Source organism: Elizabethkingia sp. YR214 (assembly GCF_003058195.1).
Lineage (GTDB): Bacteria > Bacteroidota > Bacteroidia > Flavobacteriales > Weeksellaceae > Elizabethkingia.
The window spans coordinates 270228-283853 of sequence record NZ_QBUH01000004.1 but is presented as its reverse complement, the minus strand read 5'-3'; the positions used below and the strand labels follow the sequence as shown (position 1 = coordinate 283853).

The window sequence follows — 13626 nt, the reverse complement described above, 5'->3', positions numbered from 1 at the left end:
ATAAATATAGCTCGAAAAGCTCTACCTTTGGGCATTATGGACATTTTCAATTATCTTATTTCTCCTTATCTTAGCTATTCGTGGCAACAAATATTACTGGAATCTATTGCCGCAATATTTGGCTTGTTAAGTGTCTATTTCTCGGCAAAGAAAAATATATGGGTTTACCCTACTGGTATCATCAGTACAACTATATACGTATATATTCTATATCATTTCGGATTATGGGGAGATATGCTCATCAACTTTTATTATACCAGTATGAGTATTTATGGGTGGATTAAGTGGGCCAAAAGCTCGGAAGATCATATTCACGTTGAAGTTTCCCGTGCGACAAAAAGAGAATGGAAAATTTGCGCGATTCTTTTTGCCCTTAGTATGGCACTTGTAACACTTGTCTACTACTACAAACCATACATTAACAATGGTTTTTCAATGATTGGCATCATTTTGGATTTAAGTCATTTAGACTGGGCTAATTATATGGATATTCTTACGACTTCTATATTTTTAGCAGGAATGTGGCTAATGGCGGAGAAGAAAGTAGAGAGCTGGTGGTTCTGGATTATAGGAGATTTAATATGTATTCCTATGATGATTTACAAAGAGCTTGGTATAACAGCAATACAATATATTGTCTTTACTATAATCTCCATACAGGGTTATATCGACTGGTCAAAAAGCATTAAAGAGAAGGAGAAAAATAAATCAAACCAATTATATTAAACACATCATGAAACTTTTATCAAAAATAGCACTAAGCCTTTTCACTATCGGAACTTTAGCTTCCTGTGGTGTATATACAGACGGATATGGATACAATGACGGATATTATAACAATAATAGAAATCCATATTATGACGGAGGTTATTATATGAATAACGTATACTACAGTGGTCCTAACTATAATTATTATGGTCCTGGTGGCTACTGGGGAAATGATGGTTACTACTACAGAAGAGGTGTTTCCTATTATTATGATGGTGGAAGACCATACTTCTATAATAATAACAGAAGAAAAATATACGTAGAGAAAAGAATTGTTTCCGGAAGAGATCAAAATAACGGATTCCGAAATAACAATTCATGGAACAACAACAATAACAGAGGAAACAGCTGGGGTAATACTAATAACAATAATGGATTCCGAAACAGCCAATACGGAAATGGTAACAACAATAACCAAGGTTACAGAGCTGAAAATAATGACGGCAGAAGAAGAGACAATGGTTTCCAAAATAACAACAATTACCAGCCACGCCCTGAAACTCGTGTAGAAACCCGTTCTAATAATAACATGAACAATAATGGTTTCAGAAATTCTGGATCTACAGAACAAAGATCGGGTAATGGAAATAACAATTCCAATACCGGAGGAAGAAGATAATTTAAATATTTTTATACAAAAAACAGCCACAGTATGTGGCTGTTTTTTGTATAAATTATTCACTAATTTCGCGTTATTAATTTGAAACTATAACTACCAATTTTTATATATAACATTTATGGAATTTTATAAATATCAGGGAACAGGGAATGATTTTGTAATGGTTGACAACCGTGATCTTACCTTCCCAAAAAGCACTTCGCTTATAGCGCAACTTTGCGACAGAAGATTCGGTATTGGAGGAGATGGCCTTATCCTTCTGGAAAATGATGATCAATACGATTTCCGGATGGTATATTACAACGCAGATGGTAACGAAAGTACTATGTGTGGTAATGGCGGCCGTTGTCTTGTTTCTTTTGCCCATTTCCTGAAGATTTTTGAAGATAAAACAAGCTTTATGGCTATCGATGGCTTGCATGAAGCAGAAGTAAACGGAGATCTGGTAAAATTAAAAATGATTGATGTAGAAGATATTAATACTTTCCCTGAATATACGGTAATGAATACGGGATCTCCTCACTATGTAGCGTTTGTAGAACATGTAGAGAATATGGACGTTTATTTAGAAGGAAAAAAAATAAGAAATAATGATACTTTCAAAAAAGAAGGCATCAACGTAAACTTTGTAACCCAAACTTCTGAAAACGAACTATTTGTAAGAACATTCGAAAGAGGTGTAGAAGATGAAACTTACAGTTGTGGAACAGGAGTTACAGCATCGGCTTTAACTTTTATGCAAAATCATAATCAAACACCTGTCCATATCAAAGTTCTGGGGGGAACATTGAAAGTATATGCGGAAAAAGCTGAAAAGGGCTTCCGTAATATATGGTTAGAAGGTCCTGCAAAGCAGGTGTTTAAGGGTAATTTAGAAGTAAAATAACAGCCATTATGAAGAAAGTAGTTTTAATTGCAGCACTTGCTATCATTTCGGTAGCAGGCTTCTTCGGCTGGAAATTTTATAAGAAGAATTATGGCAGCAATGTGAAAAAGTCCGGATTTATTCTGGTACCCCACGATGCAACATTCCAGCAGGTAACAGATTCCTTGAAGCCATACCTAAGCGATATTGAAAGCTTTACGCAAATTGCAAAATCCAAAGGCTTGGATAGTAAGATAAAGGCCGGACGTTATGAAATTAAAGAAGGTGCAGACAATGCTCAGCTTATCAATATGATTAAAGCAGGGTTGCAAACCGAGAATACTTTCAGGATAAAGGATTTTGATGATGTATATCAGATGATTGGTCGTGTATCCCGAAAAACGGAGGCTGACTCTTTGACTTTTGTAAAGGCATTTAATGTAATTGCCCGCCAGAAAGGATTGAACAACGCTGAAGATTTGAAGCCTTATTTTTTCTCAGATACCTACAATTTTTACTGGACTGTAACACCTGAAGACTTTTTCAAAAAATTTGAAAGTCTATATAATGACTTCTGGACTCCTGAGAATCTTGCAAAAGAAAAGAATTTAGGCCTTAGCCGTACTCAGGTTTATGCATTAGCCTCTATTGTTCAGAAAGAATCCGGTGGAAAACCTGACGAGCAAAAAAGAATTGCGGGTTTATATCTGAACCGTTACCGCAAAGGAATGAAATTACAAAGTGATCCAACGGTAATCTATGCTATAAACAAAGATGCCAATTTCACTAAATCAATTAAAAGAGTTTACTACAAAGATCTTACTGTAGACTCTCCTTATAACACCTATAAAAATATAGGTATCCCGCCAGGTCCTATTTGCCTGGTAAACAAATCTTCGGTAGAAAATGTTCTGAATGCAGAAAGCAATGACTATATATTTATGGTAGCCGATCCTTCCAGGCCGGGCTTGCATAAATTCACCAATAGTCCTGATGAGCATGTTCAGAATGCCAAGATTTATCAGGACTGGCTGAATAAAAAAGAAATTAAATAATGATAAAAACTGAAATCAAACAGAGAATCGTAACCCGAACATTGGGCTTAACGCTCGCATTTAGTGCGGCTGCTTTCGCCTTTGCTCAACAACAAAAAGTAGCTGTATCCGGAAAAATAACTGATAAAAATGGTGCTGCTGTTCCTTATGCTTCTATTACATTTGCTAATAAGACAAATAATGCATTATCTGATGGCAGTATGACGGATGATAAAGGAAACTACTCTCTTAATCTTACTCCCGGAACTTACTCTTTACAGGTAGAAACTCCAGGGTTTAAAACATTTCAGATTGAAAAAACAATAACTGCTGCCGGAAACATTGGTAGTGTTCAGATAGAAGCTTTAAAGGGTCAGGAAGCTGTAGACAGTAAAACTCAGAGCATACAAGGTGTTACAATTACTGCTGCGGCATCTAAGCCATACAAAGTAGAGCTTGATAAAAAAACATATGATCCATCAACCGACCTTATTAGTAAAGGAGGTACATTACAGGATATACTAACGAATGTTCCATCAGTATCTGTAGATACAGACGGAACGGTTTCCATGAGAGGGAATACCAATGTGAAGTTCTTAATCAATGGTAAGCCGTCTTCGCTTTTAGGTATTGACGATGGTGCGAATGCTTTACAAAGTATTCCTGCTGACCAGATTGAAAAAATAGAAGTGATTACAAACCCTTCTTCTAAATTTGAAGCATCGGGTACATCGGGTATCTTAAATATTATCCTTAAGAAAAACAAAAAAGTTGGTTTCAATGGTAGTGTTACCGGAACTTTAGGTTATATGCCAAGGACCGCATTAAATGCCAATTTAAGCTGGAGAAAAAACAACTGGACCTGGTTTCTAAATGGTGGCGGTGGCTATACTGAAAGTAAAGGTAAAAATGAAACGGAAACAACCTATAACAATATTGTTCTTCCGGTTATTCCTTCAACCCAAACTGAGCAGCCTAAAGATATACTTTCGTATCAGTCACAAAATTCTAATAACAAAACCTATAATAATAACTATAATGTAACCGGAGGTTTTGTTTACGATATTTCGGATAAAACATCTTTAAGTCTATCCGGTGTAGTAAGGACTTTTGAAGGTGATAACAGAGAACCTTTAAATACCTACAATGATTTCTACAGATATGATCTTAATTCCCGCCAATGGAATTTCATGAATTCAATAGGTACCAGAACCTCTGTTGGAAGGAGTAATAACCTTGCTTTTCAGGGAGATTTAGGATTAGATCATAAATTTAATACCAACGGACACAATCTATCCTTAGCACTAAGTGTACAAAGAAATCGCAGTAATAATTACTCTGATATCACCGAAATATTAGATTCTGCTTTAGTAAGCCACGATAATACTGAAAGAAGATCTGTAACAAAATCTATTATTGGTAAAGCCGATTATGAATTACCAATTGGTGAAAATTCTAAATTAGAAGCTGGTTACCGACTGGATGCAAACAAGAATGATTATAACAATATTGTAAACACTACTGCAAATAATCAGTTTATTCCAAGTTATAATAATACAACGAGTTATCAGGAAATCTTTAATGCTTTCTATGTTCAGTTCAAAAGTAAAGTCGGTAATTTCGGATACCAACTTGGACTAAGAGATGAACTTTCAAATGTAAAAATCGATTATAGCAATCTTGCAGGTTCCAATATTAATAAGACCAAAAATTATAATAATCTTTTTCCTAGTGTATTCTTGAGCTATGATGTGGCAAAGGATAACCAGATTTTGGTAAATTACTCCCGTAGGATAGACAGACCAAGGGCATTCTTCATGGTACCTTTCCCTAATTATAGTAACAATCAGAATATCTTTGAGGGAAATATAGATCTTAACCCTTCTTATGTAGATTCCTTCGAAGTTGGTTACAACATTCAGAAAAAGAAATTTACGGTAAATCCTACCCTGTATTACAGTCGCACGACAGACGATGATAAGATGTTGGTATACAGACCTGATGAGAGACAAAATGTTTTTTATACCAAACCTATAAACCTTGGAACCAGCGATCGTTATGGTTTGGATCTTAATTTCACTTACGATCCATTATCATGGTTAAAATTCATGGGTAGCTTAGATTTGTTTGGATATAAAACCACAGGTATAGCTTCTTATAATACCATAGACAAAACCACCGGACAAGCTAAAATCGGAACAATGGACTTCACTGGAAGTGGCTTCTCTACACGTGCGAGACTGAATACAACTTTCAAACTGGACAAAACCCTAAGTGTACAGCTACAGGGACAATACAGAGGTGCACAAAAAACAGCTAGTCAAAACAGATCAGATATGTATTCTCTTAATCTGGGAGCTTCTAAAACAATCTGGAACGGTGATGGTACCATCACTTTTAATATTCAGGATGTATTTAATACCAGAAGAATGGAGTCTTTCACCTTTAATGATGATTTCACAAGACGTAATTATATGCAGTGGCAGCCAAGACAGTTTTCCATATCTTTGTCTTACCGCTTCAAACAGGGTGAGAAAGTTGATCAGCCTAAAAAGAAAAAGGACATCAACAACAATTATGATGGTGGTGACGAGCAAGGCGGACCAATGTAAGAAATATGAAAAAAACAATCGTTATAGTTTTAGCATTTAGTACAATGGCTTGTACTTCCAGAAGTTTGAAAGGTCCACGACCTGAAAACTGGGCAACAAAAGTTACAGAAAAGCCTTTTCACAATCTGCATAAAGTTAACGACAGCATTTATAGAAGTGAAAAGCCCGATAATGCGGGCTTTCACTTTTTCCAGGAAAAACAGATGGCATCTATCCTGGATCTGAGACGTCAGCACAAAGATCTTATTGCTGTAGCAGGAAGCACATATAAAGGCAAATTGTATAGTGTTCCGATGAAAGCCTCACAGATGTCGGATAAAGACATAATTGAAGCTTTAAGAATACTAAAAACAGCTCCTAAGCCTATTGTGGTACATTGTGCACATGGAAGTGACAGAACCGGAGTTACGATAGCTATGTACCGCATTATTTTTCAGAATTGGAGCAAAGATCAGGCTATCGAAGAGATGAAACGCGGTGGCTACAATTATCACTGGTTTTATCCGGGTTTAATTACTTATATCCAAAATGCAGATATAAATCATATTAAAGAACAGGTACTTAAATAGCTATTTTTATTTGTACTTATTCTAAATTAATTTATATTTGCAACATGAAATCTAACATCATCCCTTTCAGAGTTGCTCCACTAGCACCAGCATTTAATCATACCGAAGAAATGTACTGTGACAAGAAGAAATGTTGTAAAAAATTCAAAAAAGGAAAGCGTTGCAAAAAGTGCCCGGGCCGTCTGAAAATGGCTTAATGCTTTTTCATCAGTAAATAAAGGATCACTAAAATAACAGCTGCCGCTGCTATTCCCCATTTTATATAAATTGGAAGCTGTTCTTCTTCTTCAGTAGCTTTTCTTACCTCAGCTGCTTTTTCTTCAGCTACCGGAAATTCTTCTCTTTCTACTTCAAAAACCTCTGTAATTGTAATGCCATTTGCAACTGTTTGATTCAGCAGGGTATTTGTCGCATTCAGTATAAGCTGAAACCTTCCTTCAGTATCAAAATCATTGACAATAAATTTCTTTTCACCATAGGACTTTTCCAGTCCAAAGGGGTGAATTTTCACAACATCAGCATCAAAAGTCTGCCAGGTAATAATAATTTCTTCTCCTTTTACCACACGAATCTTGTTCGCATGAAAAGACTTTATGCGTGGCGGCAGATTAGATTTCGCATTTTTCTGTTCAAGACTCAGAAGATGATCATAGGTTCTGCGCCGATCCTCGTCACTTAGTGTATTGTAGGCTTCCTGTACTTCTCTAAAGCGATTTTCGAAAAAAGGATCGTTCTCACTTTTATCAGGATGGTACTTTAGAGATAATTTACGATAAGCCTTCCTGACGTCTTCGTCTGAAGCGTCAACAGAAATACCGAGAAAGTAGTAATAGTCCTTCACAATGGGAATTGTGAAGCAAAAATAACAATTTATTTCCCGATACGACTAATGTAATATAAAAACGTAAGACTCATTTTCTTGTTTTTAAAGGTTTAAATTCCAGTGAAAATATCTTGTATGTTTTTGTTTTATATTCTTGTATTCAGAGGCATATAACCAAAGAAACGAAAAGCAGATACTTTTCGTTTCTTTATTAATTGATTTATTTATTAAAATTCTTTGCAAAGAAGCCCAGCATATAGGTATAAAGCTCAATTCTGTTTGGTTCTTTACCAAATCCATGGCCTTCATCATATTTTACCATATACGGAACATCAAAACCTTTTGCCCGCAGACCTTTTACAATCTGATCCGATTCATTAATGTTTACTCTCGGATCATTGGCTCCCTGTACTACGAACAATGGTTTCTTTATCTTATCAATCTGGAATACAGGAGAAACCTCTTTAGCAATTTTAGCTTCTTCAGGATTATCCAGATCATACCAGATTTGTTTTACCATTTCTTTGTAAGGTTTCCAGTATTCCGGGAACGAATCGAAGAATGTAAAGATATTGGAAACCCCTACATAGTCTACACCGCATGCATAAAGGTCAGGTGTTTTTATAAGCCCCATTAATGTAGCATAACCACCATGGCTTCCACCGTAGATAGCGATTTTATCTTTGTCTGCCCAACCTTGTTCTATTGCATATTTTACTCCATCTTCTACATCATCCATTGCCTTTCTACCAATTTGCTTATATCCTGTTTTCTGGAAGCTTTTTCCATAACCTCCGGATATTCTGAAGTTCACCTGTAATGTAGCATAACCACGACTGGCAAACAATTGTGTTTCAGGATTGAAGCCCCAGCTATCACGGACTCCTTGTGGACCGCCATGAGGATTTACAACTAATGGTACTTTTTTACCTTCCAATGCTGCCTTAGGCAAGGTAATATAGCCATGTATTGTAAGTCCGTCCCGGCTTTTGAAAGTAATAGGTCTCATTTCAGCCATATCTTCAGGCTTCAACTGAGGCATCAGATCATATAAAAGTTTAGTCTTTTTAGTTTTTGTATCATATTCGTAGTAGGTTCCATATAGCTTATCACTGCTTACAATAACCAGAAGTTTGTTATTGTTATCATCGGAAGAGACTACAGAAAAGTCTTTATCTCCAAATTCAGATTTTAACTGATTGTGTACTTCTTTATAGAATTTACTTACCGGTATAGTCTCTTCTCTTTCTCCTTCATAGCTTATAAAATCCAGTTCATAATTTCTGTTTTTACCTGCAAGACTTATAGAGCTCACATCGTATACCGGATTAGAATAAACTTCTTTAATCACAGCATTTTTTTTCAGATCATATAAAACAATTTTTGTTTTATCACCATCCAGATTAGTTACTACATAGGCTTCATCTTTGTTCTTAGAGTTTTCATTGAAGCTGGTAATATAGAATGTATCCGACCAGTCAGCTTTTTTCAGAAGATTGAATTTTCCTGTCTGAAGATCTTTGTAATAAGTATGAGTTGTTAATCCGTTTACCAATATTGTGTATCCTCTAAGATTTCCGTCTTTATCGAATATATAATCATTAATAGGATTCTTAGGGTCTTTATTTTCCAGTAGTTGGGTCGTTTCACCAGTAACAAAGTTTATTTTGAAAGGTTCAAAGATTTGTTTGTTGTTTTTATTCATGGTAACCACAACAAAGTCGGTATCTTTTACAGGCATTGCAAATCCTATCTTCACACCTTCAAATGGTGTAAGATCTTTAAGATTTTTACCATCAGTATCCGCTGCATATAAGTGGATATTCTCATTTCCACCCTTATCCTGAGTAAAATACAGACGATTTTTGCTTAACCATCCATAACTTTTAATCAGATCTTCTTTTTCTTCAATAGCCTTAGTTATTTTTCCGGATTTCAGATCTTTAACATAAACGTGATTCTTCTTGTTGTTATCTTTTTCTTTGTAAGACAAAAATTGTCCATCTGGCGATATTTTAAATTGTGAAGCTTTTGGCCGTGCAAAATAATCTTCGACCTTATATTTGAAATTCCCTTTATCGTAGGAAACCAATTGTTCTAAATTTGCCTTGGTAGATGGTAATGTAGCATCTCCCGGTAATTTAGTAGTAGCGCTTTGTGCATTCATCATTGCAGCAGTTATTACAACCTGAGCGGTTATAAAAAGTTTAGTGTTTAATTTCATAACTCATATTTTAGTGATTAGGTTAGCTGAAAAACAGCTATTTACTAATAAGACTATTTATAACACCAAAATGTTACACTCAATATGATTTATCTGCAAAATTTTATTTATTATCTAGTGTAAATAAATCCCAAAGTACCATGCCCAGGCGATCAGAATAATCTGCATAGGTATTCTTTCTTTATACAAATATGTCATTCCCGGGCCCGTATAGTCAGCTTTAAAAATATTGATCCGTTTTTTCGAGGAATTAATATTGGCTATAAATACAGCAATATAAAAAACAATAAGCAAAATGGCTGTTATTTCTCTCAGTTGTGGCAACATTAATCCTATTCCGGCTGCTATTTCCAATACTCCGGTAAAATATACCCAGAACATTTTGTAAGGAATAAAGTCCGGAATCATCAGAGCCATTCCTTTCTGAAACTTAAAGTGAGAAAACCCTGTAAAAATAATAAATACAGCCATCCCCAGATTACCTGAAAAAATCCAGTTCCATTCTCCCTGAATAATTTTTGTTCCGAGCAGGGCTATAATAAATACACTAAAGAGTATGGATAATAATTTCATTTATTTTTCTGCTAATTCTTTTACCAATCCGAGTCCTTTGATAAATCCTTTATCCATATCATCTTTCCATTTCTCATCTACCTGAACCTCAACATGAAGTTTGGTCTTATCCCCCAAATTTGTAAGAAAATACTTTTCTTGGGCTCCGCTCCATTCCATAATTTCTTTACTATGGAGATCTTCAATCCCATTTAATATCATTCCCAAATGTTTAAATACGATCTGATGAGGTTCTTTAAGACTATCAATAGTCGAGACCATTCCGTCTCCTTTGCTGTTCACAAATAATGTACGTCCGCCTACTTTCCAATCCGATTTCATAACAGAATCTGAACCGAAAAATTTTGTCCATTCATTATAGGTTGCTTCACTCCACAAGATATCCCAGATTTTCTGTGGTGAAGCATTGATTTCATATTCATATGCTAAGGTTTCCATAAATATATCTTTTAAGGTTATAAAATTCAGTTGCTATTTCTCAGCTAGACTTTTCACAATTTCCAATGCTTTCGGAAACTTATCTTCAAAGAAACTTTTAAATTCTTCTGGGGTCTGTATTTCTCCTTTAAGAATTGTTCCGTTTCCGGTTTCTTCCAATATATAAGATTCTGTTGCTTCTCCCCAGTTTTGTGCCTTCTCTACACCGTCATAAATTTCACCAAGATGCAGAAATTTCATTTCTTTATTCGGAACATTTTTTTCAATACGGCTATACATACCATTATTATTAGGATCGAAAAATTTCACAATACTTCCCTCTTCCAAAGTTCCTTTATAAAAAGAGCCTTCGGAAAAAACTGATGTCCACTGTGTATAAGTAACATCATCCCATAATACTTTCCATATTTTATCTGGAGCAGCATTGATCTGAATCTGATAAAAAAGTTTTTCCATGAGATACAATATTATAAATTAATTATTTAGGAGTGATATGCTGTCTCCAAATCGGTAATTATAATCTTCTGCATTTTAAGCATAGCCTGAACAACTTTTTGTGATTTTTCAGGATTAGAATCATTCATCAATTCAATTAGTTTTTTAGGAACAATTTGCCAGCTGACACCATATTGATCCTTCAACCAGCCACACATACTCTCCCTTCCTCCTCCGGATATCAATGTATTCCAAAGATGATCTGTTTCTTTTTGATCATTTGTCATCATGACCAAAGATATTCCTTCATTGAAGTCAAACTTGTGGTCAAAAGAAGAATCCATACAACCTAGCATATAATTATTGATAGTAAACTGAGCATGCTGTACATTTTCAGGATTTTCTGCATTCTCACCACCATCTTTATACTTCAGAACACCCTCAATCTTAGAGTCCGGAAATGTACTGGTATAGAATTCCATTGCTTCCATTGCCTTTCCATTATTTTTATGCATAAACATTAGCGTAGGTACCATTCTTTGTTCCTGCATTTCTCCAAAATAGAGTTCCCAGGTTGTGCCATATTTATCTTTAATCCATCCGTATTTCTTGCTCCACGGATAAGAGCCGAGTTCCATTAATGCCATTCCGCCTTCAGATAACATATTCCAGTAATGTTGTACATCTTCCTCGGAGGCACAATTTATCAGAAAAGATATCGAAGGATTTTTCTCAAACTGTGGCCCTGCATTCAGTAGCATAAGCTTTTGCCCGAACAATTCTATATTTATTACAACAGGTGTATCTACTGTAATTTTCCCACCAAATACCTGGCAATAAAATTCTGCTGATTCCTTCGCGTCTCCATTGCACCAAAGACATGGAAAAATATCATTATTCATTTTTTTATTTTTAGTGTGTTTCTGTGTACTGGCTAAAACTGCCTAAGATTGCATTCCATCCGTCTTTTTGCATTTCAACAGGATTTTCTGCTTCGGGATCGAAAGCTGTGGTAATTTTTGTCCCGTCTTCTACTACTTCAAAAGTTGTGGAAACCTTCCTACCATCTGGCATATGATATCTGATTAGCTGCTGAGGAACGACCTCATCATAAGTTCCCTCAAAGTTAAATCCAAAACTTCCATCTTTGGCTTCCATTCTGTTATTGAACTTCCCGCCTACTCTCAAATCGTTTTCAGAGGAAGGACAAAACCAACTTTCGTGAGCAAAATTCCATTGGGTAATATGTTCTGGTTGATTAAAATAATCCCAAACTTTTTCTACAGGAGCATTTACAGTTGTTTCTATTGTGATTTGTTCCATGATATTTGAATTAATTAGTTTATCTAAAATACTGAAATTGATTTTTATCTTAATGTAGTTGTTGACAGATTAAAACTTGTCAGGGTTTTAGGCCCTGACAAGTTTATTCATTATTGATTTTCGTAGCCTTTATCGCCACTATAATTAATCATCCATTTTACATCAAATTTATCTGTAAAACAGCCAAAATAATCTCCCCAGAACTGGTCTTCCAGAGGCATTTCTATAGTTCCGCCTTCAGAAAGACCTTTAAATAGTTTTTCTGCTTCATCTCTGGATTCAGGAAAAATAGAGACATAGTTATTGTTTCCTAACTGAAGACTTTGTCCAAATTCCGGAACAATATCAGAGGCCATTAATAAATCATTTCCTATTGGTAATGCAATATGCATTACTCTGTTTTTTGCTTCTTCAGATAAGTTTTCGGTACCGGGAGCATTCCCCATTTTATGAATATCACCAAGGAATTCTCCTCCGAAAACAGATTTGTAAAAATTAAAAGCTTCTTCGGCTTTACCATCAAAATTGAGGTATGGGTTTAATTTAGGCATTGTAATAAAATTTGAAGGTTATTGTAAAAATTTTTTGATCTTTAATAGTGTAAAATCTATCATTCTGTTATTTGTATTTCCGTGTTCATCGGCCATCATATAAGTACCATGCCCTGTAGGAAGTACCAGCAGCCGCGAATCCGGAAGTAGCGTATGCAAATCGGCAGCATGAGATATTTTTATCACATCTCTGTCTCCGTAAATAAGAAATACAGGTTTCTGAATATTCTGTATTGTCTTATTATCCCAGTCTTCAAAGTTTATCATTCTCTGGCTGTCTTTCCGAAACATATTATGAAGTTTGTCCTCATCCGGTGTCAGCTTTAAGAAATTCTCCTTAAGGTAGTCCGGCATTATTTCTATTGTAGCATTTTCCATTCCCTCAAAAAAACCATCCACCATTCCTTTTCTTTTATAAACTCCGGATGCAGCAATTATCTTCTCTACTCTATCGGGGAAAAGTTCTGCGATTTTCATAATGCTTGTTGCACCATTACTAAAGCCAAAGAATGAAGCTTTTTCAATATTCAGTTTATCAAGAGCAGCTATAATGTCTTTTGCATCCTGTTCAAAGGTTTCCGGAACGTCTCTGTGATCAGATTTTCCATGATTTTGCAAATCTATTCCGATAAGCCTCCGCTCGTTATGTAGCCTGTTAATGACCTCCTTAAAGTCTTGTCGTATAGAAGATCCTCCGCCATGAACTAATACTAAAGGTTTCCCTTCTCCGTAAATTTCGTGGTATAAACGGATACCATTGATATCCAAATATCCGGCCTTATGCGGTTCCAT

The 13626-nt window shown here is 35.4% G+C and carries 15 protein-coding genes; 6 read left to right on the top strand and 9 right to left on the bottom strand.

Going from position 1 to position 13626, the window contains the following annotated elements; genetic code table 11:
* Nucleotides 1-36 precede the first annotated feature (36 nt).
* The 6 genes from pnuC (at nucleotide 37) to C8J95_RS09865 (ending at nucleotide 6467) form a co-directional block, all read left to right on the top strand.
* Entirely contained in the window at nucleotides 37-726 is a 690-nt protein-coding gene (pnuC, locus tag C8J95_RS09890) for a nicotinamide riboside transporter PnuC (RefSeq protein ID WP_107808196.1), read from the top strand.
* Between the two features lie 7 nt (nucleotides 727-733).
* Nucleotides 734-1387 carry a translation initiation factor IF-2 gene (locus tag C8J95_RS09885; protein ID WP_107808195.1) on the top strand — a complete coding sequence of 218 codons (654 nt, stop codon included), beginning with the start codon at nucleotides 734-736 and terminating at the stop codon, nucleotides 1385-1387.
* Between the two features lie 118 nt (nucleotides 1388-1505).
* Complete coding sequence (dapF, locus tag C8J95_RS09880) at nucleotides 1506-2273, top strand: diaminopimelate epimerase (protein WP_107808194.1); 768 nt, start codon at nucleotides 1506-1508, stop codon at nucleotides 2271-2273.
* 8 nt (nucleotides 2274-2281) lie between these two features.
* Nucleotides 2282-3307 carry an endolytic transglycosylase MltG gene (gene mltG / locus C8J95_RS09875; RefSeq protein ID WP_107808193.1) on the top strand — a complete coding sequence of 342 codons (1026 nt, stop codon included), beginning with the start codon at nucleotides 2282-2284 and terminating at the stop codon, nucleotides 3305-3307.
* Nucleotides 3307-5898, top strand: a complete 2592-nt coding sequence (locus C8J95_RS09870; protein WP_107808192.1) for a TonB-dependent receptor — start codon at nucleotides 3307-3309, stop codon at nucleotides 5896-5898. The genes mltG and C8J95_RS09870 overlap by 1 nt, the downstream gene beginning before the upstream one ends.
* A 5-nt stretch (nucleotides 5899-5903) precedes the next feature.
* Nucleotides 5904-6467: a tyrosine-protein phosphatase gene (locus tag C8J95_RS09865; RefSeq protein ID WP_107808191.1), complete on the top strand. Its 564-nt coding sequence runs from the start codon at nucleotides 5904-5906 to the stop codon at nucleotides 6465-6467.
* A gap of 193 nt (nucleotides 6468-6660) precedes the next feature.
* Here the strand turns inward: C8J95_RS09865 and C8J95_RS09860 are convergent, their stop codons facing one another.
* The 9 genes from C8J95_RS09860 to C8J95_RS09820 all read right to left on the bottom strand — a co-directional run bounded on the left by C8J95_RS09860 (nucleotide 6661) and on the right by C8J95_RS09820 (nucleotide 13626).
* A complete protein-coding gene (locus C8J95_RS09860; protein ID WP_107808190.1) occupies nucleotides 6661-7308 on the bottom strand; it encodes a J domain-containing protein in 648 nt (215 codons plus the stop codon).
* A 202-nt stretch (nucleotides 7309-7510) separates the two neighbouring features.
* Nucleotides 7511-9514, bottom strand: a complete 2004-nt coding sequence (locus C8J95_RS09855; protein WP_107808189.1) for a S9 family peptidase — start codon at nucleotides 9512-9514, stop codon at nucleotides 7511-7513.
* Between the two features lie 114 nt (nucleotides 9515-9628).
* Nucleotides 9629-10087 carry a DoxX family protein gene (locus C8J95_RS09850; RefSeq protein WP_107808188.1) on the bottom strand — a complete coding sequence of 153 codons (459 nt, stop codon included), beginning with the start codon at nucleotides 10085-10087 and terminating at the stop codon, nucleotides 9629-9631.
* The gene (locus C8J95_RS09845) at nucleotides 10088-10525 is read right to left on the bottom strand and encodes an SRPBCC domain-containing protein (protein WP_107808187.1); all 438 of its coding nucleotides are present in this window, start codon (nucleotides 10523-10525) and stop codon (nucleotides 10088-10090) included. It lies immediately after the preceding gene.
* Between the two features lie 33 nt (nucleotides 10526-10558).
* Entirely contained in the window at nucleotides 10559-10981 is a 423-nt protein-coding gene (locus C8J95_RS09840; protein ID WP_107808186.1) for an ATPase, read from the bottom strand.
* A gap of 26 nt (nucleotides 10982-11007) precedes the next feature.
* Nucleotides 11008-11862 (bottom strand): VOC family protein, encoded by an 855-nt coding sequence (locus C8J95_RS09835; RefSeq protein ID WP_107808185.1) that lies wholly within the window; start codon nucleotides 11860-11862, stop codon nucleotides 11008-11010.
* A gap of 10 nt (nucleotides 11863-11872) precedes the next feature.
* Nucleotides 11873-12283 carry an SRPBCC family protein gene (locus C8J95_RS09830; protein WP_107808184.1) on the bottom strand — a complete coding sequence of 137 codons (411 nt, stop codon included), beginning with the start codon at nucleotides 12281-12283 and terminating at the stop codon, nucleotides 11873-11875.
* Between the two features lie 110 nt (nucleotides 12284-12393).
* A complete protein-coding gene (locus tag C8J95_RS09825) occupies nucleotides 12394-12834 on the bottom strand; it encodes a VOC family protein (protein WP_107808183.1) in 441 nt (146 codons plus the stop codon).
* Between the two features lie 18 nt (nucleotides 12835-12852).
* Nucleotides 12853-13626 (bottom strand): alpha/beta fold hydrolase, encoded by a 774-nt coding sequence (locus C8J95_RS09820; RefSeq protein WP_107808182.1) that lies wholly within the window; start codon nucleotides 13624-13626, stop codon nucleotides 12853-12855.